The organism is Bhargavaea ginsengi, from assembly GCF_900109165.1.
Taxonomy (GTDB): Bacteria; Bacillota; Bacilli; order Bacillales_A; family Planococcaceae; genus Bhargavaea; species Bhargavaea ginsengi.
This window is the reverse complement of sequence record NZ_FNZF01000002.1, coordinates 559265-583376: the sequence shown is the minus strand read 5'-3', so window position 1 is coordinate 583376 and position 24112 is coordinate 559265. Positions and strand designations below refer to the sequence as shown.

The 24112-nt window shown below is 54.5% G+C and carries 23 protein-coding genes; 20 read left to right on the top strand and 3 right to left on the bottom strand.

What is annotated here, in order from left to right; translation table 11 throughout:
- The first annotated feature begins 66 nt into the window (after positions 1-66).
- From BMX91_RS08060 to BMX91_RS08015, 10 genes are all read left to right on the top strand, one after another.
- Positions 67-1194, top strand: a complete 1128-nt coding sequence (locus BMX91_RS08060) for a cysteine desulfurase family protein (protein ID WP_092051926.1) — start codon at positions 67-69, stop codon at positions 1192-1194.
- A 7-nt stretch (positions 1195-1201) separates the two neighbouring features.
- On the top strand, positions 1202-2407 hold the full coding sequence (gene thiI, locus BMX91_RS08055) for a tRNA uracil 4-sulfurtransferase ThiI (protein WP_092051923.1): 1206 nt from the start codon (positions 1202-1204) through the stop codon (positions 2405-2407).
- An 81-nt stretch (positions 2408-2488) separates the two neighbouring features.
- On the top strand, positions 2489-2695 hold the full coding sequence (locus tag BMX91_RS08050) for an alpha/beta-type small acid-soluble spore protein (RefSeq protein WP_008300213.1): 207 nt from the start codon (positions 2489-2491) through the stop codon (positions 2693-2695).
- A 175-nt stretch (positions 2696-2870) separates the two neighbouring features.
- A complete protein-coding gene (locus BMX91_RS08045; RefSeq protein WP_008299759.1) occupies positions 2871-3074 on the top strand; it encodes an alpha/beta-type small acid-soluble spore protein in 204 nt (67 codons plus the stop codon).
- Positions 3075-3256: 182 nt separating this feature from the next.
- Positions 3257-4822: an acyl-CoA synthetase MbcS gene (mbcS, locus tag BMX91_RS08040; protein WP_092051921.1), complete on the top strand. Its 1566-nt coding sequence runs from the start codon at positions 3257-3259 to the stop codon at positions 4820-4822.
- 125 nt (positions 4823-4947) lie between these two features.
- Positions 4948-5859: an EamA family transporter RarD gene (gene rarD, locus BMX91_RS08035; RefSeq protein WP_092051918.1), complete on the top strand. Its 912-nt coding sequence runs from the start codon at positions 4948-4950 to the stop codon at positions 5857-5859.
- Positions 5860-5913: 54 nt separating this feature from the next.
- The gene (sppA, locus tag BMX91_RS08030) at positions 5914-6924 is read left to right on the top strand and encodes a signal peptide peptidase SppA (protein WP_092051915.1); all 1011 of its coding nucleotides are present in this window, start codon (positions 5914-5916) and stop codon (positions 6922-6924) included.
- Positions 6925-6936: 12 nt separating this feature from the next.
- A complete protein-coding gene (locus tag BMX91_RS08025) occupies positions 6937-7476 on the top strand; it encodes an RDD family protein (RefSeq protein ID WP_092051912.1) in 540 nt (179 codons plus the stop codon).
- A gap of 29 nt (positions 7477-7505) precedes the next feature.
- Positions 7506-8012, top strand: a complete 507-nt coding sequence (tpx, locus tag BMX91_RS08020; RefSeq protein WP_092051910.1) for a thiol peroxidase — start codon at positions 7506-7508, stop codon at positions 8010-8012.
- 52 nt (positions 8013-8064) lie between these two features.
- Positions 8065-9003 carry a class I SAM-dependent methyltransferase gene (locus BMX91_RS08015; protein ID WP_092051907.1) on the top strand — a complete coding sequence of 313 codons (939 nt, stop codon included), beginning with the start codon at positions 8065-8067 and terminating at the stop codon, positions 9001-9003.
- A gap of 43 nt (positions 9004-9046) precedes the next feature.
- On the opposite strand, the gene BMX91_RS08010 is transcribed toward BMX91_RS08015, so the two are convergent.
- A complete protein-coding gene (locus BMX91_RS08010; RefSeq protein ID WP_092051904.1) occupies positions 9047-9517 on the bottom strand; it encodes a universal stress protein in 471 nt (156 codons plus the stop codon).
- Positions 9518-9732: 215 nt separating this feature from the next.
- Here BMX91_RS08010 and ald point away from each other — a divergent pair, with 215 nt between their 5' ends.
- Positions 9733-10848 (top strand): alanine dehydrogenase, encoded by a 1116-nt coding sequence (gene ald, locus BMX91_RS08005; protein ID WP_092051902.1) that lies wholly within the window; start codon positions 9733-9735, stop codon positions 10846-10848.
- Positions 10849-10930: 82 nt separating this feature from the next.
- Here the strand turns inward: ald and BMX91_RS08000 are convergent, their stop codons facing one another.
- Entirely contained in the window at positions 10931-12025 is a 1095-nt protein-coding gene (locus BMX91_RS08000) for a M24 family metallopeptidase (protein WP_092051899.1), read from the bottom strand.
- A gap of 106 nt (positions 12026-12131) precedes the next feature.
- Between BMX91_RS08000 and BMX91_RS07995 the strand changes: the two genes are divergently transcribed.
- Entirely contained in the window at positions 12132-12815 is a 684-nt protein-coding gene (locus BMX91_RS07995; RefSeq protein WP_092051896.1) for a metal-dependent hydrolase, read from the top strand.
- A 178-nt stretch (positions 12816-12993) separates the two neighbouring features.
- Complete coding sequence (locus BMX91_RS07990) at positions 12994-14301, top strand: DRTGG domain-containing protein (protein ID WP_092051893.1); 1308 nt, start codon at positions 12994-12996, stop codon at positions 14299-14301.
- A 23-nt stretch (positions 14302-14324) separates the two neighbouring features.
- On the opposite strand, the gene BMX91_RS07985 is transcribed toward BMX91_RS07990, so the two are convergent.
- On the bottom strand, positions 14325-14633 hold the full coding sequence (locus tag BMX91_RS07985) for a YtpI family protein (RefSeq protein WP_092051890.1): 309 nt from the start codon (positions 14631-14633) through the stop codon (positions 14325-14327).
- Between the two features lie 92 nt (positions 14634-14725).
- Between BMX91_RS07985 and BMX91_RS07980 the strand changes: the two genes are divergently transcribed.
- The 7 genes from BMX91_RS07980 (at position 14726) to pyk (ending at position 24090) form a co-directional block, all read left to right on the top strand.
- Entirely contained in the window at positions 14726-15661 is a 936-nt protein-coding gene (locus BMX91_RS07980; RefSeq protein ID WP_092051888.1) for a DHH family phosphoesterase, read from the top strand.
- Positions 15662-15677: 16 nt separating this feature from the next.
- A complete protein-coding gene (locus BMX91_RS07975) occupies positions 15678-18731 on the top strand; it encodes a DNA polymerase III subunit alpha (RefSeq protein WP_092051886.1) in 3054 nt (1017 codons plus the stop codon).
- Positions 18732-18851: 120 nt separating this feature from the next.
- Positions 18852-19538 carry a FadR/GntR family transcriptional regulator gene (locus BMX91_RS07970; RefSeq protein ID WP_092051884.1) on the top strand — a complete coding sequence of 229 codons (687 nt, stop codon included), beginning with the start codon at positions 18852-18854 and terminating at the stop codon, positions 19536-19538.
- A complete protein-coding gene (accD, locus tag BMX91_RS07965) occupies positions 19504-20364 on the top strand; it encodes an acetyl-CoA carboxylase, carboxyltransferase subunit beta (protein ID WP_092051882.1) in 861 nt (286 codons plus the stop codon). Before BMX91_RS07970 ends, accD begins: the two co-directional genes overlap by 35 nt.
- Position 20365: 1 nt before the next feature.
- A complete protein-coding gene (locus tag BMX91_RS07960) occupies positions 20366-21328 on the top strand; it encodes an acetyl-CoA carboxylase carboxyltransferase subunit alpha (RefSeq protein WP_092051879.1) in 963 nt (320 codons plus the stop codon).
- A 23-nt stretch (positions 21329-21351) separates the two neighbouring features.
- Positions 21352-22311, top strand: coding sequence for a 6-phosphofructokinase (gene pfkA, locus BMX91_RS07955; protein ID WP_092051877.1), 960 nt, complete (start codon positions 21352-21354; stop codon positions 22309-22311).
- Between the two features lie 18 nt (positions 22312-22329).
- Entirely contained in the window at positions 22330-24090 is a 1761-nt protein-coding gene (gene pyk / locus BMX91_RS07950) for a pyruvate kinase (protein WP_092051874.1), read from the top strand.
- The last annotated feature ends 22 nt before the right edge of the window (positions 24091-24112 follow it).

The following is a 24112-nucleotide window of genomic DNA, read 5'->3' as shown; positions in this document are numbered from 1 at the left end:
AGTCAGGGAATCAGCCACCTCACAGTCTTGTGACGGTGGCTTTCGTTTGGAAAGGAAGTTTACATCATGATTTATTTTGACAACAGTGCCACGACGATGCCTGATGACCGGGTATTGGATACATTCATAAAATCCTCAAAAGCTTTTTTCGCCAACCCGTCTTCGCTGCACCGGCTCGGGATCGAGGCGGATCGCCTGTTGGCGCGTGCATCGGAGCAGGTGGCTGAGCTCGCCGGCATGTCCGGCGGAACTGTGGTGTTCACGTCAGGAGGCACTGAAGCGGATAACCTGGCCCTTTTTGGCCTGGCGCGAGGTAACCGCGCTCATGGGAAGAAGATTCTTGTCTCTGCCATCGAACATCCCGCCATCCTCCGGTCGATTCCTCAGCTGGAAAAAGAGGGATTTGAAGTGGGGACCATCCGGGTCGGCAGAGACGGGGTCATCGATCTGGCCGATCTGGCCGATCAGCTAACGTCTGAAACATCAGTCGTCTCCATCATGCATGTCAATAATGAAACTGGCGCAATCCAGCCGCTTGAGGAAGCCGGGGGCCTGATACGCGCCAAATCACGCGCGGTATTCCATTCGGATGCGGTGCAGAGTTTTGGAAAAGTCGCCATCCCGGTATCGGAGAATGGGCCGGACGCCATATCAGTCTCCGCCCATAAGATCCACGGTATTGAAGGTTCAGGCGCACTTATCCTAAAAAAACGGCATGGTTTGGAGGCGATCCTGTTCGGAGGCAACCAGCAGGAAGGACTTCGGAGCGGTACCGTTCCGGTTGCCCATGCGGCAGCGCTCGCCAAGGCGATGCGGCTGGCTGCGGAAGAGATAGGCCGCGCACCTTATGCAGAGTGGAGAAACGGACTGGTCAGGTATTTCGGGGACTTTGACAAAGTAATGGTGCTGGGTGCGGAAGAAAATGCCCCGCACATCCTGTCCGTGGCGATCAGGGGCATTAAAGGAGAAATCGCCGTCAATGCCCTTCAGGAACAGGATATCTATGTATCGACATCCAGCGCATGTTCTTCCAGGAGCCGCAAGGAAAGCCATGTGCTACAGGCCATGGGTGTTCCTGATGACTATCGCCACGGCGTTATCCGGATCAGCTTCGGCCGGATGAATTCGGAAAGGGACATCACAAGATTCAAGGAAGTATTTACGACATTCATGGAAACGATAGAAAGGGTTTGATCCGAAAATGATGTACCACGAAATTATGATCCGTTATGGTGAGCTCTCATTAAAAGGGAAAAACCGGAATGTGTTCATAAGAAAACTGAGAGATAATATCCGACGCATCACAAAAGACCTTCCATCGGTCAAGGTAAAGTCGGAACATGACCGGATGTATCTGATCGCCGATGAAGGCCGGGAAATCCAGGAGGCTCTGGAGCGCCTGCAGGACGTTTTCGGTATCCAGTCATTCAGCCCGGCGGTCCGCTGCAGGGCTGACCTTGAGACCATCAAGGAGACGGCGGAACGTATCCTTTCCGGAATGGATACGGAAGGGAAGACGTTCAAGGTCGAGGTGAGGCGCGCAGACAAGACATTCCCGCTAAAAACTATTGAGCTCCAACAAGAAATGGGCGCTCATCTGCTTCCGCTCTTCCCGAATCTGATTGTCAAAATGAAAAAACCGGAAATCCGGCTGCTGATTGATATCCGGGAAGACGGTGCCTACCTCTCCACAAAAACTATCCAGGGAGCAGGAGGGCTTCCTGCAGGATCCAACGGACACGCACTGCTCATGCTCTCGGGCGGGATTGACAGCCCCGTGGCCGGCTACCTGATGATGAAGAGGGGACTCAAGCTGGATGTGATCCATTTCCACAGCCCTCCGTTCACGAGTGAGCAATCCAAGGAGAAAGTCGTGGAACTTGCGGAACGGCTGAGCGCGTTCGGCACCAGGATCCGGATGCACACCATCCACTTCACAGAAATCCAACAGGCCGTCCAGGATGCGGTTCCCTCTGCACTGACTATGACCACCACCAGGCGAATGATGATGAAAATCGCTGACCGGGTCCGTGAAGAAATCGGTGCCAAGGCGATTGTCACAGGCGAAAGCCTGGGGCAGGTTGCCAGCCAGACCCTTTCCAGCCTGAGCGCCATCAATGAAGTGACAGCAACACCGGTGCTCCGTCCGCTCATCGCGATGGACAAACTGGATATCATCAGCATCGCTGAAAAAATCGGGACGTACGAAACGTCGATCCGGCCGTTTGAAGATTGCTGCACGATTTTCACCCCATCCAATCCGGCAACCAAACCGAGAACCGATAAAGTCATTTATTATGAAGGCAATGCGGATTTCGGACCGATGATTGAAAAAGCGGTCGCGGAGCGGGAAGTCATCGTTTTGCCGCTTAAAAAAGACGATGATCCGTTTTCGGAGCTGCTGTAACCTGCCATAAATTCCCGTTGTTTTTCGCTGTATGATTGTCCGTCTCCGGCACATTCTATGTGCACAAGGAGGTGATACATCATGGCAAACAACAACAGCAACAATTCCAACCAGCTTCTCGTACCTGGTGTCCGCCAAGCGCTTGACCAGATGAAGTACGAAATCGCTCAGGAATTCGGAGTTCAGCTGGGTGCCGACGCAACATCGCGTGCCAACGGTTCCGTTGGCGGAGAAATCACCAAGCGTTTGGTTTCGATGGCACAACAGCAAATGAAGGGCCAACAATAACGTAAGCGAAGGCCGCCCGTCCAAGACGGGCGGTCTTTAATTTATACCGGTCTTTCTGAATAAAGTGTGCGGCATAGTCGCGGATTATCCGCCTGATCTATTTAATTTCCAGATATTCTGCCGTATGATAATTTGCCTCCGGCACATTCTATGAGCACAAGGAGGTGATACATCCATGGCAAACGACAACAATAATTCCAACCAGCTTCTCGTACCTGGTGTCCGCCAAGCACTTGACCAGATGAAGTACGAAATCGCTCAGGAATTCGGAGTTCAGCTGGGTGCCGACGCAACATCGCGTGCCAACGGTTCCGTTGGCGGAGAAATCACCAAGCGTTTGGTTTCGATGGCACAGCAGCAAATGAAGGGCCAACAATAATGTAAGCGAAGGCCGCCCGTCAAAGACGGGCGGTCTTTGAATTGTGCAGTTATTCCCCCGCTTTTATCAAGTGTGCGGTATCCCGGCCGATACATACTAAATTCCGAATACAATTTCTATTTTGAAACGCTCAAATGTTAGGCGTATAATCGGATATGAACATGGAAAAGGGGTGACTGGGCATGAAAAGAGAAGACCTGCTTGCTCCGGAGCGGTACAACCTGGCTTCGGAATTTGAAAAATACGCCGATGATCCGGCGCACAAGGCGCTGATCTGGACAGACGGCCAGGAAACACGGGAGCTGACTTACCGGGAATTGATGGCCCGTGCAAACCGCTGCGCGAATGTGCTTGTCTCACATGGGCTCGGAAAAGGCGATGTTGTCATCGTCATGATGCCCCGGCTGATCGAAGCTTATGTGGCCTATGTGGCTGCCCTAAAAGCCGGCATCGTTGTCATTCCGAGTTCTGAAATGCTTCGTGCGACAGATATCGATTACCGGCTCGTGCATAGCGATGCCAAGGCGATTATCGCCTATGCCCCATTCGCCGATCAGTTTAAGGAAGCCCGGCATATGGACGGCGTTGAGCTGTTCATCGTCGGCGAGTCGGAACAGGGTATCCAGCTTCTCGACGAAATGGAAAAGGCATCCGACCAATTCGCCGCCGCAGAGACGTCAAGCAGTGATATGGCGTTCCTGTCTTATACATCAGGCACTACAGGCAAGCCGAAGGGCGTTGTCCATACCCATGGCTGGGGCTACGCTCACCTGCGGACCACCGCTGCCAACTGGCTCGGCATCGAAGACGGAGACACTGTCTGGGCGACTGCAAGCCCCGGCTGGCAGAAGTGGATATGGTCGCCGTTCCTGGCTGTGCTCGGCAGCGGATCAACAGGATTTGTCTACAATGGGCGCTTTGAGCCGAAAAAATACCTGGAACTCATCGGACAGTACGGGGTCAATGTCCTTTGCTGCACACCGACCGAGTATCGGCTGATGGCAAAAACGGACCAATTGGGCGACTATGATCTCTCTTCGCTCCATAGCGCCGTATCAGCCGGGGAGCCTCTCAATATTGAAGTGATTGAAACCTTCCGCCGAGAGTTCTCGCTCGAAGTCCGTGACGGATACGGGCAGACCGAGAATACTTTATTGGTCGGTACGATGAAAGGCATGGAAGCGCGCCCGGGTTCGATGGGCAAGCCAACACCGGGTAACCGTGTGGAAATCATCGATGATGAAGGAAAGCCATGCGCCGCCGGTGAGGCGGGAGACATTGCGGTACATGTCGATACGCCGGCGCTGTTCAAGGAGTACCTGAATGATCCGGAGCGGACAAGCCGTCAGTTCCGTGGGGATTATTATGTAACGGGCGACCGGGCCAAGAGGGATGAGGACGGCTATTTCTGGTTTGAGGGACGTGCCGATGACATCATCATCTCGTCGGGTTATACAATCGGTCCGTTTGAAGTGGAAGATGCGCTGACCAAGCATCCTTCAGTCAAGGAATGTGCCGTTGTGGCAAGTCCTGATCCGGACCGGGGAAGCATCGTCAAAGCATTCATCGTTCTCAGGAATCCGGAAGAAGCTTCCGAGGAACTCGTAAAGAGCCTGCAGGAGCACGTGAAAACAGTCACGGCACCGTACAAGTATCCGCGTGCGGTCGAGTTCCTTGATGAGTTGCCGAAGACCGCTTCAGGCAAGATCATGAGAGTCGAACTGCGTAAGCAGGAAGCCATGAGCTGACTCTCGTCCTCACTATCCTCTCCGTCCGGCGCAATCGGATGGGCATAGGTCAAACCTTCCCCGGGTTGCATCGGGGAGGTTTTTTAGTTTGGTGCGTACGCAGCGCAAGAAAGGAGGGACCGTCCTTGGAAAACAAGGAGAAAGCAGGCATCATCTGGGCGGCCTCCGCTTACCTTATATGGGGAGTGCTGCCGATTTATTGGAAAGCCCTCGGTCATGTGCCGAGCGGGGAAGTTCTTGCCCAGCGGATATTCTGGGCGTCCATCACCACGGGGGTTGTAGTCCTGCTATTGGGACAGGGTAAGCAGCTGGCCATAGATCTGAAAGCTCTCTGGAAAAACAAGCGGGCATTCTGGAGCCTATTCGGGGCTTCCGTCATCATTTCAGGCAATTGGTTCCTGTTTATCTGGGCGGTCAATAACGGCCATATTGTCCAGACCAGTCTGGGATATTACATCAATCCGCTTTTGTCGATCCTGCTCGGGATCGTCTTCCTGAAGGAGCGGTTGTCTTCACCGGAAAAAGCAGCCGTTGTGCTGGCCTTGACAGGGGTACTGATCATCACTGTTTCACATGGCACGTTTCCGTGGCTGGCGCTCGGACTGGCAGGAACCTTTGCCATCTACGGTTTTGCAAAAAAGACGATTCATCTTGATTCCCTAAGGGGACTGACGATCGAGACGGCATTTATCGCGCCGGCAGCGATCATCTATCTGATCTGGGCGGAGACATCCGGCAGGCTCGTGTTTTTCGAGTCAGACACGGGTACTGTCGTGCTCATCGTATTATCCGGAGCGGCGACGGCTATCCCGCTTGTCCTTTTCGCAAAAGGGGCACAGAGCATGCCGCTGTATCTGCTCGGCTTCCTTCAGTACATCGCGCCTACGATGATGCTGTTTCTGGGAGTCGTGGTCTATGGTGAGGCATTTGGTGCAATTGAACTGATCGTCTTTTCCTTCATCTGGGCCGGACTGATCCTGGTGACGGTATCAAAGTTCCGGATGATGAAAAAGATGAGGCTTGCCCAAGAAAAATGAAACGCACCGGGGTTATTGACCGTATAGAGAGTTGGAAAGGGAGGTAGAAATCACATGAACATGAAACGATGGATCGCCCTCGGTGGGGCCGTGCTTCTGTTCGTCTTCGCGGCGGGCATCAATACTGTATCTTCCATCATGACCATGAACTGGAAGACGATGATGGAGGACAGTCTTGCGTCTGCCGGCGGACAAATGGAACAGGTCGTTGAGGACGGGGACGCGAGGAACCGGATCGCATTGCTCCGGGTAGACGGAATTATTCAGGACACGGGTGCAGCCTCCCCGTTGTTTGCGGCAACAGGATACAACCATCAGGCATTCATGGAGCAGCTTGAGATGATCCGGGAGGACAATTCCGTCAAGGGTGTGGTCCTGTATGTGAACTCTCCGGGCGGCGGTGTTGTGGAATCGTCGGATATCCATGACAAGCTTGTCGAAATCAAGGAAGAAAAGGACATCCCTGTCTATGTGAGCATGGGCGGCATGGCTGCATCGGGCGGCTATTACATTTCTGCACCGGCAGACAAGATCTTCGTACATAAGGAGACCCTGACCGGATCGATCGGCGTCATCATGGAAAGCGTCAACTATGGCGGATTCGCGGAAGAGCACGGCATCGACTTTGTCACGATCAAATCGGGGGAGTACAAGGACATCATGAGCCCGACAAGAGACATGACGGAAGAAGAGCGGAACATGCTTCAGACGATGCTGAACGACTCGTATGAGCGATTTGTCGATGTTATCGAGGCCGGCCGCGGAATGAGCGAAGCTGATGTGAAGAAATGGGCGGACGGACGGATCATGAACGGCGGGCAGGCAGTCGAGGCTCAACTGGCTGATGAAACCGGCCGGCTGGAAGATGCAATTGCCGGGCTCCGGGAAGACCATGACCTGAATAAAGCCCAGCTTTTCGAATACGGTATGGATGCGGGCTTCGGCTCAATGTTCGGGGTAAAGATGCAGTCGCTCTTCCAGGGGGATCTGGAAAGCCGCATCATCGGACAGGTGCTGTCCGACTATAACTCGCCGCGCATGATGTACCTGTACGGTAAAAAGTGAGGAGGGATTCAAATGACAGAACCAATTCAAGGAACCGGTCATCTGTCCGGATCCTTCCCTGAACCGAAGGAATTCCAGCATGCCTATGCAGGGTTCTGGATCCGCTTCTGGGCGTATCTGATCGACCTGATCGTCCTCGGGTCACTCAGCATGCTGGCAGTGCGTCCGCTGTTCAGGCTGGCAGGTCTGGAGATTGCACCTGAAGCCTGGTATGCGCCGTACAATCTGCTGACTGCCGCTGTCTTCTTCCTGTATTTCATCCTCATGACGAAATACTTCGGCCAGACAGTCGGCAAGATGGTTACCGGCATTCGGGTTATCCGCAGGGATGGCGGGCCGCTGGACTGGAAGACGATCCTGTTCCGCGAATGGATCGGCAGGTATTTCTCCAAGACATTGGCGGTTCTCTACCTCGTGGTCGGCTTCACCCCGAAAAAGGAAGCGTTGCACGACTATATCGCAGATACACTCGTCATCCATGAAGAACGTTACCGGAAGGCTGAGCGGCCACGCGGTTATGCGAACCGTTTGCAAGACGGTCACGCACTCTAGTACACTGAGTGAAAAGGAGGCGTTGCAATATGGCTCAAGTTACATTCAAACAACAACCGGTTACACTCCTCGGCACAGAAATCAATGTGGGTGACGAGGCACCGGACTTTACAGTTCTCCAAAATGATCTGACTCCCTTCACGCTAAAAGACACGGAAGGGAAGATCCGTCTCATCAGCGTCATTCCGTCGATCGATACGGGCGTCTGCTCGACACAGACAAAACGCTTCAACGAAGCGGTCACCGATCTCGGCGATGACGTGACGGTTCTGACGATTTCCGCAGACCTGCCATTCGCGCAGGCGCGCTGGAAAGCATCGGAAGGCCTGGACAATGCCCATACACTTTCCGACCACCGCGACCTGTCGTTCGGCACGGCGTACGGCACTGTCATGAAGGAGCTGCGCCTCCTGGCACGGAGCGTCTTCGTAATCGACAAGGACGGCAAAGTGGCCTATGTCGAATATGTTCCGGAAGGCACAGACCACCCGGACTACGACAAAGCCATCGACGCAGTCAAGAAACTGGCGGAATAAACAAAACGAAACCCACTCCGGCGAGTGGGTTTCTCATTTGCGGAGGATGACCATGGAAACCAATACAGAACAGATCTTCAACTTTCTCGACGGGCACGCCGAGAGGATATCAAAAAAAGAGGGGACGCTTTATCTGGAAGCCGTGCTTGAGACAGTAAGGGCATGGGCTGACGGGAAAATTTCCCCCGAAGCGGACCAGGCAGAAAAGGAAGAAGTGCGAAAGGGCCTACAGCTTGCCATGCTGAAGGGCATGAAAGAAAGTGCCCAGCCGAACCATCAGATGACCCCGGATTCCATCGGTCTCATTGCCGGTTACCTCGCAGACCGGCTTTCAGGCGGCAAGCCGTATATCACCCTGTTCGACCCGGCAATCGGCACAGGCAACTTGCTGTATACTGTCATGAACTTCATGGACGGACGTACTGCGGCGAGCGGATCTGAGATCGATGATCTGCTGATTCAGCTCGCGGCTGCTTCTGCCGACCTGCTGGCGCAGCCGGTGACCCTGTATCACCAGGATTCACTTCGTCCGCTCATGGTCGACCCGGCAGATCTTGTTATCACGGACTTGCCGGTCGGTTATTACCCCGACGATGAAAACGCGATGAATTACAATCTTAGGGCGGAGGAAGGCCATTCCTACGCTCACCATCTGTTTATAGAGCAGTCGATGCGTCACCTAAAAAAAGGCGGTCACGGGATCTTTGTCGTGCCCGCGAACTTGTTTGAATCGGAATTTGCGACTCAGCTCCACACATTCCTTAAAGACGAGGCGGAGATCCTCGGTGTCATTGCGCTGCCGGAAGGTCTCTTCAAGAACCGCGCAAATGCCAAGACCCTGCTGCTTCTAAGAAAACCGGACGGCCGGACGGGACCGAAACCGGAAGTATTGCTGGCGCAGGCGCCAGATCTGAAAAATGCCAATGCAGTCACTGCCTTTTTCGGAAAAGTGGATGCTTGGGCTGAAGAAAACGGTTATCAAAAGAAATAACAAAAGGGATGTGCAGCGCGTATGCTGCACATCCCTTTTTGGGTTATTCGGCAACCGGCCCTTCACCGGGCAGTTCCTCTGTCCGGATTACGAGCACGTCACACTTGGCACTGCGGACAATCGTCTCCGAAATTGAGCCGATCAGGAAGCGTTCGACGGCATTTAGGCCAGTTGCACCGCAAATGATCAGATCAGCGTGTACCTTTTTGGAGATGTCACGAGGAATCATCGTCTTAGGGGAACCATATTCAACAACGATGTTGACATCTTTTACACCGGCTGCTTCAGCTTCCTTCTTGTAGTCGGTGAGGAGTTCATCAGCAAATTTCTGGGCACGATCCGCAATGGAGCGATCATATGCCTCGACCGCGGCAAACGAACGCGTGTCGATGATGTTCACGAGGTTAAGTGTGGCGTTGTTCCGCTTTGCAATGCCGACCGACTTCTTGAAAGCCCATTCGGCTTCCTTCGAACCATCTACTGCAACAAGCAGATTTTTGTAATTTAATGTCATATCGTTCCCTCCCTACTTTTTACTATAGTACTTTTTCGGGGTGAGCATTGGCGAATCCTGCATAGCCTTGGAGGGAACAGTGGCAAAATTGTGGCGGTTCAAATAAAAAGCGCTTCCGCCCCAAAAAAAGAGTGGTATGATGGAACTGCAGAAACAGGGGACAAGCGGTCCTTCTGCCCAACAACCAAGGATAGACATACGGGAGGGTTTAGGAAATGCGTATCGGTATACCAAAAGAAATCAAAAACAATGAAAACCGCGTGGCGATGACACCTGCAGGAGTGGTAACGCTGAAATTGGCGGGCCACGAAGTCCTGATTGAAACGGGAGCGGGAGAAGGCTCCGGCTTCACAGATACAGACTATCGCGACGCGGGGGCGGCCATCGTCGAATCAGCGCGCGAAGCCTGGGATGCGGAAATGGTGATGAAAGTTAAAGAGCCGGTCGCATCCGAATACCAATACTTCCGTGAAGGGCTCATCCTTTTCACTTATCTCCACCTGGCACCGGAAGAAGAACTCACTGCGGCGCTGCTCGAAAACAAAGTCGTCGGCATCGCCTACGAGACTGTTCAGCTGCCGAACCGCTCACTGCCACTTCTCTCACCGATGAGTGAAGTGGCGGGCCGCATGGCGACACAGATCGGTGCCCAGTTCCTCGAGCGCATCCACGGCGGAAAGGGGATCCTCCTTTCCGGTGTGCCGGGCGTGCAGCGCGGAAAGGTTGCCGTCATCGGCGGCGGGATGGCCGGCGCAAACGCTGCCCGTGTAGCTGTCGGCATGGGAGCGGAAGTGACCGTTGTCGACTTGAGCCCCGAGCGTCTCCGCCAGCTTGATGACCAGTTCGGCAACGACATTCAGACACTTATGTCAAATCCTTTCAACATCGCAGAAGCGGTAAAGGATGCGGACCTCGTCGTCGGAGCGGTCCTGATCCCTGGCGCGAAAGCTCCGAAGCTCGTTACGGAAGAAATGGTCAAGTCGATGCAGCCGGGTTCCGTGCTTGTCGATATCGCAATTGACCAGGGCGGGATCTTCGAGACATCCGACCGCATCACAACACATGATGCTCCAACATACGAAAAGCATGGCGTGGTCCACTATGCCGTTGCCAATATGCCGGGTGCTGTGCCACGGACGTCTACAATGGCACTTACGAACGTCACCGTTCCATACGCGCTCCAAATAGCCAACAAAGGCTGGAAGCAGGCAGCGCTTGACAATGAAGCGCTCCGCAAAGGATTCAATACGCTAGAAGGCCATGTAACTTACAAAGCTGTTGCAGAAGACCAGGGCCGTGAATACGTCCCGGTCGATTCGCTGCTTCAATAATAGGAATGCAAAACCGCCGAAGGTATTTTCCTTCGGCGGTTTTGCTGTATTGCTGTATTCGTTTTGCAGGCTGCCGACGTGATCAGCCGATGATCTGGAGTTCTTTCGGGAATTGCGTCAGAACTTCTACACCGTCGGCCGTGACAACAACGTCATCCTCGATCCTGACGCCGGTGATTTCCGGATGATAGATGCCCGGTTCGATTGTAAAGACCATGCCTTCCTCCAGTTCCATCTCGTTGGAACCATGAAGGGAAGGGAATTCATGAACTGAGATTCCGAGACCGTGCCCGAGACGGTGGGTGAAGTACTCGCCGTAGCCGGCTTCTGTGATCACATCACGTGCAGTCTTGTCGAGATCCATGGCACGGATGCCCGGTTGGACCGCTTCGACGGCAGCCTGCTCGGCACGCCGGACGGTTTCATAGATTTCCCGCATTTCGGCCGTCGGTTCTCCGAATGCCACCGTCCTGGTGATGTCTGAGCAGTAACCTTCCCAGACTACCCCGAGGTCAAACAGGATAAAGTCCCCTTTTTGGATTTTCCGGCTGCCTGGCTTGCCGTGCGGGGAAGCCGTCTTTTTGCCGCTCAGCACCATCGTGTCAAAGGACATATGAGATACGCCTTTTTTCTTCATTTCGAATTCGATGGCCGTCAAAATTTCCAATTCCGTCTTGCCCTCCGCGATTTCACGGCAGCCGACTTCAACCGCGTAATCGGCCAGGCGTGCGGCCTCGCGGAGTTTTTCGAGTTCGGCTTCATCCTTGATGTTCCGCATTGCATTCAGCTTGCTGTCGAGCCCTGTGAATGCAGCTTCCGGATAAAGCTCTCTCAGGCGTTCGTAACGTTCGACATTCATATGGGACTTCTCGATCGCGATGAGGGAGGGAGCGATGCCCCGTTCTTTGACGGAACGGGCGACAATCTCCCATGCGTCATCAGTATCTTCATGGCCCACTGCATCGCCTGTCCAACCGGCCGCCTGGACGTCCGGCAGTTCCATCTTCGGCGCGATGACGAAAGGCTCGGCATCACGGAATACCGCGACTGCCAGAAGCCGTTCATGAGGGTTGCTCTTGAAGCCCGAAAGATAAAATACATTGTCCGGGGTTGTGATCAACGCAGTGTCAATACCGTTTTCGTCCATGTAACTTCTGATTTCCTTCAACTTTTCCAAAGCGAACACCAGCCTTTCTGCTTGAATCCATCATAGCAAAAAGAAGGATTCGCCGCACACCCTGTCGAAACATGCCGGGAGCGAACAGTGAAAGGGGAATGCGTTCATGAAAGTATCCTACCACGGTCATTCCGTCGTTAAGATCAAGACGGAAAGCCATACAATCCTGATCGATCCATTTATTACAGGCAATGAGTTAACCGACCTGAAGGCCGACGAGGAAAATCCGGATGCCATCCTTCTGACGCATGGGCACGGGGACCACGTGGGTGACACGATTGATATCGCCAAGCGTTCCGGTGCTCTTGTCGTCGCGCCAAACGAGCTGGCTGTCTGGCTTGGCTGGCAAGGAGTAAATGTTCACCCGATGCATATCGGCGGCGCGAACCAATTTGACTTCGGAAAAGTGAAGTTTACCCAGGCCTTCCACGGTTCTTCCTTCATCAAGGAGGACAGCCAGGAAATCATCTATACCGGTATGCCTGCGGGGATCCTGTTCACGGCGGAAGGTAAGACGGTCCACCACCTCGGTGACACCGGCCTCTTCTCTGATTTGGAGCTGATCGGAAAGCGTCACCCGGCGGACATCGCCTTTGTCCCGATCGGGGATAATTTCACGATGGGACCGGAGGATGCCGCTTATGCAGTCGGTCTCATCAAGCCGAAACTCGCCGTGCCGATCCATTTCGACACCTTCCCGCCGATCAGGCAGGATCCTGAATCATTCAAGGAGCTAGTGGACGGTACCGAAGTCCGGATCATGAATGCAGGCGACTCAATCGAACTTTGAACCAATCAATTGAAGCGCAGGACTTTTGAGGATTTTTCGATCACGGACCTTGTCCGAATGTCCCGTCCGAGATTTCAGCGGCCAAAGCGGAACCCCGTTCTTCAGGGGTTCTTTTTACTTTTCAGCCACCGCCACTATGGTAAGATGGAATCATCAGAAGTTGGGAAAAGGTGACGACGTGGCGACAAAACATGAGAAAATTCTGCAATACATCGAGAGCCTGCCGGTCGGCGACAAGATTTCCGTCCGCCAGGTCGCCAAAGAGATGTCTGTCTCTGAAGGGACAGCCTACCGCGCCATAAAGGAAGCGGAGAACCGGAAACTCGTTAATACGATTGAACGGGTCGGGACGATCCGGATCGAACAGAAAAAGAAGGAAAACATCGAACGGCTGACTTTCGCCGAAGTGGTGAATATCGTTGATGGACAGGTGCTTGGCGGCCGCAACGGCCTTCATAAGACACTGACGAAATTTGTTATCGGTGCGATGCAGATGGAAGACATGATGCGCTACACCGATCCGGGCAGTTTGCTGATTGTCGGGAACCGCCTGAAAGTACACGGCAATGCGATCCGTGCAGGTGCGGCAGTGCTGATCACCGGAGGGTTTGATGCATCGGACGAAGTGAAAAAGCTTGCCGATGAGATGGAACTGCCGATTATTTCAACCAGCTACGACACGTTCACCGTGGCGACGATGATCAATCGTGCGATCTACGACCAACTGATCGAAAAGGACATCCTGCTCATAGAGGATATTATTGTGCCGATCAGCCAGACGGCGACATTGGATGCTGACGACCTGGTGTCCGATTTTCATGCGCGCAATAAAACAACATCGCACGGCGCTTTCCCGGTGACAAGCGGCAACGGCCGGCTTGTCGGGATTGTTACGGCGAAGGATGTGATCGGGATGGACGGCGAAGTCCCGATTGAGCGTGTCATGACCCCGAAGCCGATTTCTGCGGGGATGAAGATGAGTGTCGCATCGGCCGCCCACCGTATGATTTGGGAAGGAATCGACCTGATGCCGGTCGTCTCGACAGGGGACAGGCTAGTAGGGGTAATCAGCCGCCAGGATGTCCTGAAGGCGCTCCAGGTCGCACAGCGTCAGCCCCATCAGGGCGATACCTTCGAGGATCTTGTGCGCTCGCAGATGGAGGAAGACCAAGAAGCTGAGTCGACTCTTCTCTTTACTGTGACACCACGGATGACAAACCCGCTTGGGTCACTGTCACACGGTGCACTGACGATCATGCTTTCCGAGGCGGCCGATCAATTCCTGAAAAAGCGGAAGCGCGGAGAAAGCGTCATTGAAAGTATGTCGGTCTATTTCATGAAACATGTCCAACTCGGCTCTACAGTCCGGATCAGACCGGAACTGCTTGATATGAGCCGGCACTTTGCCAAGATGGAGTTTACTGTGCATAGCGGTGACGTGATCGTCGGCAAGGCGATGATGATGCTCCAAGTATTTGAACGATAAAAAAAGTGATGCACAGATGTGCATCACTTTTCATTCAGACGTCTTTCCTCTTCAAGGAAGCCGGCATAGTGCTTTCTCGCCTTGAAGTTATGGACAAAGACATAAAGCCCGAGCAGGACGAATACTGCGGAGACCAGGTAAACGGCCAATCCGCCGAACAGGAACAGCTGGCTCACGCCGAACAGCATGATAAACGCCCCAAGTGCGGCTGAAGCGCTGCTCCGATGGTACTGCCGCTCCGCCTGAAGAGTCGTGCGGAACTGTTTCGTCTTGAAATACAAGTAGGCAACCGCCGCGAAAATAATGAGTGCGGTTAAAATCAGATTAAGCATCGAATCCCTCCGGTCAAGCAAAACTGTTCTCATTGTATCTCGATTTTTGCCGGATTGCGAAGGGAAAAGACCGTGGGATGGGGGGAACAAGCTTGAAACGACAAATCATTGACACAATTGAACGCTACGATAGGGTCATCATCCATCGGCATGTGCGGCCGGATCCCGATGCTTACGGATCCCAGCTCGGGCTGAAAACGCTGATTCGTGACAATTATCCGGGCAAAGAGGTTTTTGCGGCCGGAGACCATGATTTCTCGCTGGACTACCTCGGCAGTCCGGATGAAGTGACAGAGGCCGACTATGAAGGCGCTCTGGTCATTGTGACCGATACGGCGAATACCGCAAGGATCGATGGCGGCCATTATGGCAAAGGGGCCGAGCTCATCAAGATAGACCACCATCCAGATGATGATCGGTACGGCACCTTGCGTTGGGTGGAGCCCGAGACAAGTGCAACAAGCGAGCTGATTTACAGGCTGTTCAAGGAAGGGGAACAATCGCACGGCTGGAAGATGAGTGAGGAAGCCGCCCGCCTGCTTTACGCGGGCATCATCGGTGATACCGGCCGCTTCCTGCATCCATCGTCCGGACCGGAGACATTCCTTGCAGCGGCTGAGCTTGTGTCACACGGCTTTGACCGGCCATCTCTCCACAATGCCATGTACGAGATGGATGCGCCGCTTCTGAGGCTGAACGGTTATATCCTTCAGAATCTCGAAGTGGACAACGGTGTGGGTGTGGTCAAGATCACGTCAGAGACGATGGACGAGTTTGGCGTCACTGCTTCGGACACGGCAAAACTGGTGGGAGTGCCAGGCGGTGTCAAGGGGCTGATCGCCTGGGTCTTCCTCGTCGAAGAGGAAGACCAGATCCGGCTGCGGTTCCGGTCCAAGGGTCCTGTCGTCAACGATCTGGCACGGCGGTTCGGAGGAGGCGGCCATGCGCTCGCTGCCGGCGCATCAGCGAAGGATTGGGCGGAAGCCGAGCTTGCCGCAGAAGCCCTGAGGGAACTTTTCAGATCATAACAAGGGAGGGATCGGGATGGACATCGCATATGCACAGATCATGACATCGGATGATCCGCTGCAGAGCATCATCCGGACCGTTATGCTCCCGGCAGCGCTGAAGGAGCGGAGAGCTGGTGCGGCGGCAATCGTCAATACGAAGCTGTACGGCGTCCTGCCATTTGCCCGGGCGGTGAAAGCCGCGGGCATCCGGCCCGTCATCGGACTCAGTGTACAGATCGAGACGGAAGCCGGCGTTCTGCCGGCTTTTATTTATGCGAAAGATGACGGGGGATACCAGAATCTCCTAAAGATGAGCAGTGCCCTTTCGGTCAGGGAACGGGAGACGCTGCCGTTGGCCTGGATGAGGGCATACGGCCGTGGGTGTCTGGTCGTCTTTGATCCTGGCGCAATGGCTGAAGGCGATCCGCAAAGCGCCATGCAGCAGGCTCTGGAATCAGGCGGCCCGGATCGCGTATGGGTCGGGATTTCCAGGCCTGCTAACAGGCAGAATCCCGATGAGGACCTTTGGACGGAATTTGCGGATTCATCCGGGCTTGCAGTTTGTGCGGTGGCAGTCGCCCGCTACCTGCGGCCGGCCGATGCATTCGCCTACCGGGTCGCGCGGCTGATCGACGAGGGAGGAAAGCTGTCGGAAAACAGTCTTGCCGATCTGCCTGATGCCCAATTACCGATGCCGGATGAGCTCTTGGAACGGTTTGGCGATCATCCGGAATGGCTGGAAGCGACATATGCGCTTTTGATGTCCTGCAGTGATACGGTTCCGGAGGCGGAGCGCCTCATGTCCAAGTACCCGCTTGGAGAGGGGGAGACGGCGGACGGAAGGCTCCGCCGTGACTGTCTGGACGGGTTGCAGGAGCGCCTAGGATCCGTGCCGGACATTTATGGGAAACGGCTTGAGCATGAACTGAATGTCATTTTTTCGATGGGCTACTCGGACTATTTTCTGATCACGGCTGATTTCATCTCCCATGCAGCTTCCAAAGGTATTCTTACGGGTCCGGGACGCGGTTCCTCGGCAGGCTCCCTTGTCGCCTATGCACTCCGGATCACCGATGTCGACCCTATTGCCTATGGACTGATCTTTGAGCGATTCCTCAATCCGGAGAGGGTCAGCATGCCCGATATCGACGTGGATTTCGCGGACCACCGCCGCCACGAAGTCATTGAGTATGTCGCAGAAAAATACGGACGCGACCACGTGGCGCAGATTATCACGTTCGGGACTCTTTCCGCGCGTGCAGCTGCGAGGAGTACAGCGCGGGTATTCGGTTTTCCTGAAGCGGAGCAGCGGGAAATTTCCAAGATGATACCGGGGCGACCGGGCATGACACTGGAACAGGCGGCCGCTCCGGGATCTCCGTTGGCACGGTGGGCTGAAAGTGCAGAGCTCAGACAAAAGTGGCTGGAAGCCGCACTCGCGCTTGAAGGCATCCCGAGAAATGCATCAACCCATGCCGCAGGTGTTGTTCTTTCTCCTGTACCGCTGGTGGAGGCGGTTCCTCTGACGGGCGGCTCTGAAGGTATCTATCTCACACAGTGGCCGATGAAGGAAGTGGAGGAGCGCGGACTTCTCAAGATGGACTTTCTCGGTCTCAGGAACCTCACGCTGCTCGACCGGATCCGCTCCATGATCCGTTATGACCGCAATCTCGAACTGGATTTTGGCAAGATCCCCTTGGATGACCCGGCGACGATCCAACTGTTCCAGTCGGGTGACATGACGGGCATTTTCCAATTTGAGTCCGCCGGAATGCGGGATACACTGAGAAAGCTGAAACCTGAACGTTTTAGTGACATATACGCTATCAATGCGCTCTACCGCCCCGGACCTATGGATAATATCCCGGTGTTCGAGCGCAGGATGCACGGTAAAGAGCGCGTCCCGTCCATCCACCCGGATATCGATCCTATTCTGGAGGAAACATATGGCATCATCGTCTACCAGGAACAGATCATGCAGATTGCCGTAAGGATGGCAGGATTTACAATGGGCGAAGCGGACATTCTCCGCCGTGCCGTCAGCAAGAAAAAGCGGGAGATTCTGGAGCGGGAACGGGAGCACTTTGTCCGGGGGGCGGAATCCCGCGGATACGACCGTCGCTCCGCCACGATGGTCTACGACTACATCGTCAGATTTGCAGATTACGGCTTTCCGAAAAGCCACGCGGTGGCCTATTCGCTGATCTCATTCCGCCTGGCCTACCTGAAAGCGCATGAGCCGGCATACTTCTACGCGGCCCTGCTTTCACAGGCGGCGGGGGACGCGGATCGGGTCTCAAAGCTCGTCGGCGAAATCCGGTCGAAAGGAATCCGCATCTTGCCTCCATCCGTCCTGAAAAGCGGATATGCGTGCCGGGTGGAAGACGGAGCGATCCGATATGGGCTCTCAGGCATCAAGGGCGTACCTGCACCGTTCATCAGGAAACTCTTGGACGCAAGAAAGCGGACGGGCCAATGGGAGGATCTGTTCGACATGGCGGTGGCCCTATCGGGTGCCCATTTCACCCGTGGTGCGGCCGAACCGCTCGCACGTTCCGGTGCGCTTGATGACTTCCATCCCGACCGGGCAGTCCTGCTTGCTTCGATTGCGGCCGCTGAAACCTATGCGAATCTCGTCAGGCCTTCAGAAGAGGATGACCTGTTCGGAGGAGACACTGCATCATTCGGACGGCAGAAGTACTCTGAAGCCGGGACGCTCCCGGAAGCACTGAAGCTCCAATACGAGCGAGATACACTCGGATTCTATGTATCGCAGCACCCTGCTGCCAGGCTGAAGTCGCAGAGCCCGGGACAATATGCAGACGTTGCGGCCCTTGGAGGGGGCAGCGGCCGGGTGCGCGTCGCAGGGATCATCGATGACATCAAACGGATCCGTACGAAAAAAGGGGAGGCGATGGCGTTCTTCAGGCTCCAGGACGACACCGGAGAAGTTGAATGCACCGTGTTTCCAAAGGAGTACGCCACTTTTAACCGGCTGCTCAATGAAGAGGCAGGCATCCGGCTTTCCGGCCAGGCGGAAATGCGCAACGGCCGTTTGCAGGTGATTGTTAAAAATATCGAAGGCTGAGGCCACTTTGACTGTACAGGGTTCTGTACAGTTTTTTCTTTACTCGTTTTTCGGTTTCCGTTATGCTGTAGACGAGTGGTCAGACCACTTTGAATTAAATGGTAAACAAGGAGCGCGACAATGACCGAAACCAAACCGTCCCGCAAAATGTTTCTTGAAGTGGTGCAGGAATTACGCACCCTTATCAGGAATGAAAATATTCTGGCAGGAGATAAGCTGCCTTCCGAGCGGGTTCTGGCCGAGCGGCTCGGTACCGGGCGTTCTACGATCAGGGAAGCTCTGAGGAGTCTGGAGCTGCTCGGGCTGATCGAATCGAGGCAGGGAGAAGGAACATTTCTGTCCGACTTCCGCAAACATCAGCTTGTCGAAGTGCTGGCCGCCTTCATCATGCAGGAGCCGAAGTCTCTCGAAGATGTGAGGGCGACGATGCAGATTCATGAAAAAGAAGCGGTCCGCTCGGCTTCGGCAGATGAGGAGACCCGGAACCTGCCATTATGGACGGGGCTGATCGCAGCAGCGGAATCGGAGGCCCCTTATTTGAGGGAGGACATTGTACGTGAAGTGCTGATCGCATCCGGCAACCGGCTGTCCCTGAAAATCTGGCATCTGCTCTACCAATATGCAGGGAAGCCGTATACGGGCGAGGCAGGGTCTGACGAACGGACCGAGATCGCATGTATGCTCAGGAAAATCAGGAGCGGCGAAACAGAAGAGGCGGTGGCGGCCTATGACCGCTGGACCGCAATTGTACACGCTCAAAGGGGGAATACCGATGGCAATCATCCGAGAGATGTTCAAAAAAAATAAAAAGCGATACATGACAGTCCCGTCTGACGCATCGAAGGATGTACCGGAAGGACTTATGACAAAGTGTCCGGAATGCAAGTCCATTGTTCTAACGAAGGATCTGATGAAATGTGATAAAGTCTGTCCGGACTGTGGACATCATTATAAAATGACGGCATACGAGAGGGTGGAATGCCTGTTCGATGTAGAATCCTTTGTTCCGATGGACGAAGGGATGAAAACAGTCAATCCTCTCGGCTTCCCTTCATACGAAGAAAAGGTGAATGCCGATGCAGAGAAGACAGGCCTGAATGAAGCGGTGCTCACGGGCATCGGTGAAATCAACGGCCAACGGACTGCAGTCGCGATCATGGACTCCCATTTTCGGATGGGCTCCATGGGTTCTGTCGTCGGTGAGAAAATCACCCGCGCCATTGAAAAAGCGACGGACGAAGGCATTCCGTTTATCATCTTCACGGCAAGCGGAGGTGCCAGGATGCAGGAAGGCGTCCTTTCGCTGATGCAGATGGCGAAGACGAGTGTTGCACTTTCCCGCCATGCCGATCGGGGCCTTCTTTTCATCTCGGTCATGACCCATCCGACAACGGGCGGAGTATCTGCAAGTTTCGCGTCGGTCGGCGATATTAACTTAGCTGAACCCAAGGCGCTGATCGGGTTTGCTGGCCGGCGGGTCATCGAGCAGACGGTACGGGAAAAGCTTCCGGAAGACTTCCAGACGGCTGAATTTCTTCTGGAGCACGGACAGCTGGATGCCGTCGTCCACCGTTCGGAGATGAAGAAGACACTTTCCGCATTGATCGGATTTCATACGAAGGAGGCACGCTGAAATGGTGAAGCCGCTGCCTTTTGAAGAGCCGGTTGTACGGCTTAGAGAGAAAATTGAAGAACTGAAGAATATTACGGATGATGCCCATGTAGATATGGGCGATGAAATAAAGAGCCTGGAAGATCGTCTGCAGAAGCTTGAATCGGATGTCTACGGGAATATGAGTGCATGGGATCGTGTCCAAGTTGCACGTCATCCCGAGCGTCCGACAACGCTGGATTATATCGATTATCTTTTTGAGGACTTCATTGAGCTGCATGGCGACCGTTCATATGGAGATGACGCCGCCATTGTCGGAGGTGTTGCATCGTTCGACGGGACGCCGGTGACCGTCATCGGCCATCAGCGTGGCAAAGATACAAAGGAAAATATTCGGCGAAACTTCGGAATGCCGCACCCTGAAGGCTACCGGAAAGCGCTCCGCCTCATGAAGCAGGCAGAAAAGTTCGGACGCCCCATCATCTGCTTTATTGACACGAAAGGCGCTTATCCCGGAAAGGCAGCCGAAGAGCGCGGACAGAGCGAAGCAATCGCGAGAAATCTGGTTGAGATGGCGGGGCTCCGTATTCCGGTGATCAGCGTCGTGATTGGCGAAGGCGGGAGCGGAGGCGCGCTCGGCCTTGGTGTGGCCAATCATATTCACATGCTTGAGAACTCGACCTATTCCGTTATTTCTCCGGAAGGGGCTGCATCGATTCTTTGGAAAGACGCCGCCCTTGCACAGCAGGCAGCAGAAGCGATGAAAATCACCGCAGCCGACCTGAAAGAAATGGGCATCATCGATGAGGTCATTCCCGAAGTCATGGGTGGCGCTCACCGGGACGCTGCGGCACAGGCAAACGCCATCGGGGAGGCACTCCGATCTTCAATGGAACAGCTTTGCCCGATGGACAGGAACCAGGTAATCGAGGACAGATACCGTAAATTCCGCGATATCGGGGTATATGAAGAAGGCGAAAAATAAAGATTTGATCGGGAGGTGCCCGAATGAATAAGATTGCAATTCTGACTAGCGGAGGAGACGCCCCCGGCATGAACGCTGCCATTCGTGCCGCAGTCCGTAAAGGGATCCATGAGGGACTTGAGGTATTTGGAATTTACAACGGCTTCCAGGGGCTGATTGAAGGAAAAATCGAGCAGCTGGATGCCGGCTCCGTCGGAGATATTATTCAGCGGGGCGGAACGATGCTGCATTCATCCCGATGCCCTGAATTCAAGACAGCGGAGGGCCAGGCGGAAGGACTCCGCCAGCTCCGTGAACGGGGAATCGAAGGGCTTGTCGTCATCGGCGGGGACGGCTCATTCAGGGGTGCCCAGGCACTCTCGGAATTGGGATTTGCATGTGTTGGCGTGCCGGGTACGATCGACAACGACATCAGGGGCACGGACTATACGCTCGGTTTCGATACGGCGCTTAACACTGTGATCGATGCCATCGACAAAATCCGGGACACCGCCACCTCGCATGAGCGGACGTTCATCGTCGAAGTGATGGGCCGCGATGCGGGAGACCTGGCGCTCTGGGCCGGGGTAGCCGGCGGTGCGGAATCTATTCTGATCCCTGAACGGCCCCATGACATCAAAGAAATCATTTCCAGGCTCCGGCAAGGGACCGGCCGCGGCAAAAAGCATAGCATCCTGATTGTTGCAGAAGGTGTCATGACAGGACATGCTCTCGCCGGCCAACTCAAGGAAGCTGCGGATATCGAGACCCGAGTCTCGGTACTGGGCCATATTCAGCGCGGAGGAAGCCCGACCGGGCGCGACCGGGTACTGGCATCGAAGTTCGGTGCAAGGGCTGTCGAAGTCCTGATCGAGGGTAAGACGGGTGTCGCCGTTGGCATGCGAAACCACGCAGTGATAGACTATCCTTTAACGGAAGTATTCAGCAGAAGGGAAGGCATGGAAGACGGCCTGTATGAACTTTCGAAAGAACTATCGATCTAAAGGATTGGGGCGAGCGATGTGAGGAAGACAAAAATCGTATGTACAATCGGACCGGCTAGTGAATCGCCGGAGATGCTGGAGCAGCTGATCGGCGCAGGCATGAACGTGGCGCGCCTCAACTTCTCGCATGGTGATCATGAAGAACATCGGGCCAGGATTGAAAACATCCGCAAGGCGGCCAGGAAGATGAACCGTGTAGTCGGAATTCTCCTGGACACGAAGGGCCCTGAGATCCGTACCCACAAGATGGAAGGCGGAGCCATAGAGCTGGAGAACGGGCAGGAAATCGATATCATGATGACGGAAGTGGTCGGGAACACCAACCGTTTCTCGGTCACTTATGACAAACTGGCTGAAGATGTGCATGCCGGTTCCACCATTTTGCTTGACGACGGACTGATCGAGCTGGAAGTCAGGGAGTCAGATCCTGAAGCCGGCCGCATCCGGACGATCATCAGGAATGCCGGCACCCTGAAAGATAAAAAAGGGGTGAATGTCCCTGGCGTGTCGGTCCAGCTTCCCGGCATCACGGATAAAGATGCATCTGATATCCTGTTCGGGATCAGGAACGGGGTCGACTTTATCGCGGCTTCCTTTGTACGCAGGGTTTCCGATGTCATGGAAATCAGAAAGCTGCTGGAGGAAAACGACGCCGGCCATGTCCAGATCATCCCGAAGATCGAGAATAGGGAAGGGGTCGATAACCTCGACTCCATCCTCGAAGTCTCGGATGGACTGATGGTCGCGCGAGGCGATCTGGGAGTGGAGATTCCGGCGGAGGAAGTTCCGATTGTGCAGAAGCGCATGATCGAAAAGTGCAACCAGGCGGGCAAACCGGTTATCACCGCCACGCAAATGCTGGATTCGATGCAGCGCAACCCCCGCCCGACACGTGCGGAGGCGAGCGACGTGGCGAACGCCATTCTTGACGGCTCGGATGCGATCATGCTTTCTGGAGAAACTGCAGCGGGACAATATCCGGCAGAGTCCGTCCGGACGATGGACAGGATTGCAAAGACAGCGGAAGCTGCCGTTGATTACCGTTCGGTCATTTCAACACGTCGCCGCGAAAAACAGGGCAATATGACCGACTCGATCGGACAGGCCGCAGCCTATACGGCGGTCAACCTGAATGTCAAAGCCGTCATCGCACCAACCGAGAGCGGGCAGACAGCCAAGATGATCGCGAAATACCGTCCGGGCTGCCCGATCATTGCAGTGACGGCTTCAGACGAATGCTCACGCAGGCTCACGCTTGTCTGGGGTGTTTATCCGATTGTCGGCGAGCGTGTGAAATCCATTGATGCCATCCTGGAGACGTCTGTCGAGGAAAGCATCAAGCATAAATACGTCACTCATGGAGATGTCGTGATCATTACAGCCGGTGTGCCTGTCGGTGAAGCGGGCACGACCAACCTGATGAAGATCCATGTTATCGGTGATCTTCTGGCGAAAGGCCAGGGTATCGGGAAGGCGGTCGCGTTTGGCGAAGCCGTCGTTGTCCGGAATGCGGAAGAAGCGCTTGCCCGCGATACGAAAGGCAAGATTCTCGTGACATATGGAACAGACCGTGACATGATGCCGGCCATCGAACAGTGTGCAGGCATGGTCGTACAGGAAGGCGGACTGACCAGCCATGCTGCCGTCGTCGGCCTGAATGTGGGCATTCCGGTCATCATCGGCGTGAAAAACGCGATGACCGATATTGAAGACGGACAGGATCTTACAATCGATGCCGAAGCCGGCGTAGTCTACAACGGTCATGCTTCCGTGCTATAATCAGAACAAGAAAACTAGACGC

Coding starts and splice junctions, on each gene's coding strand:
- BMX91_RS07995 (WP_092051896.1), top strand. CDS start 12,132: ATGAAAGTATCCTACCACGGTCATTCCGTCGTTAAGATCAAGACGGAA.
- thiI (WP_092051923.1), top strand. CDS start 1,202: ATGATGTACCACGAAATTATGATCCGTTATGGTGAGCTCTCATTAAAA.
- BMX91_RS08045 (WP_008299759.1), top strand. CDS start 2,871: ATGGCAAACGACAACAATAATTCCAACCAGCTTCTCGTACCTGGTGTC.
- BMX91_RS07960 (WP_092051879.1), top strand. CDS start 20,366: ATGGTGAAGCCGCTGCCTTTTGAAGAGCCGGTTGTACGGCTTAGAGAG.
- sppA (WP_092051915.1), top strand. CDS start 5,914: ATGAACATGAAACGATGGATCGCCCTCGGTGGGGCCGTGCTTCTGTTC.
- accD (WP_092051882.1), top strand. CDS start 19,504: ATGGCAATCATCCGAGAGATGTTCAAAAAAAATAAAAAGCGATACATG.
- BMX91_RS07975 (WP_092051886.1), top strand. CDS start 15,678: ATGGACATCGCATATGCACAGATCATGACATCGGATGATCCGCTGCAG.
- BMX91_RS07985 (WP_092051890.1), bottom strand. CDS start 14,633: ATGCTTAATCTGATTTTAACCGCACTCATTATTTTCGCGGCGGTTGCC.
- BMX91_RS07970 (WP_092051884.1), top strand. CDS start 18,852: ATGACCGAAACCAAACCGTCCCGCAAAATGTTTCTTGAAGTGGTGCAG.
- BMX91_RS08050 (WP_008300213.1), top strand. CDS start 2,489: ATGGCAAACAACAACAGCAACAATTCCAACCAGCTTCTCGTACCTGGT.
- BMX91_RS08060 (WP_092051926.1), top strand. CDS start 67: ATGATTTATTTTGACAACAGTGCCACGACGATGCCTGATGACCGGGTA.
- BMX91_RS08025 (WP_092051912.1), top strand. CDS start 6,937: ATGACAGAACCAATTCAAGGAACCGGTCATCTGTCCGGATCCTTCCCT.
- ald (WP_092051902.1), top strand. CDS start 9,733: ATGCGTATCGGTATACCAAAAGAAATCAAAAACAATGAAAACCGCGTG.
- tpx (WP_092051910.1), top strand. CDS start 7,506: ATGGCTCAAGTTACATTCAAACAACAACCGGTTACACTCCTCGGCACA.
- pfkA (WP_092051877.1), top strand. CDS start 21,352: ATGAATAAGATTGCAATTCTGACTAGCGGAGGAGACGCCCCCGGCATG.
- BMX91_RS08015 (WP_092051907.1), top strand. CDS start 8,065: ATGGAAACCAATACAGAACAGATCTTCAACTTTCTCGACGGGCACGCC.
- mbcS (WP_092051921.1), top strand. CDS start 3,257: ATGAAAAGAGAAGACCTGCTTGCTCCGGAGCGGTACAACCTGGCTTCG.
- BMX91_RS08010 (WP_092051904.1), bottom strand. CDS start 9,517: ATGACATTAAATTACAAAAATCTGCTTGTTGCAGTAGATGGTTCGAAG.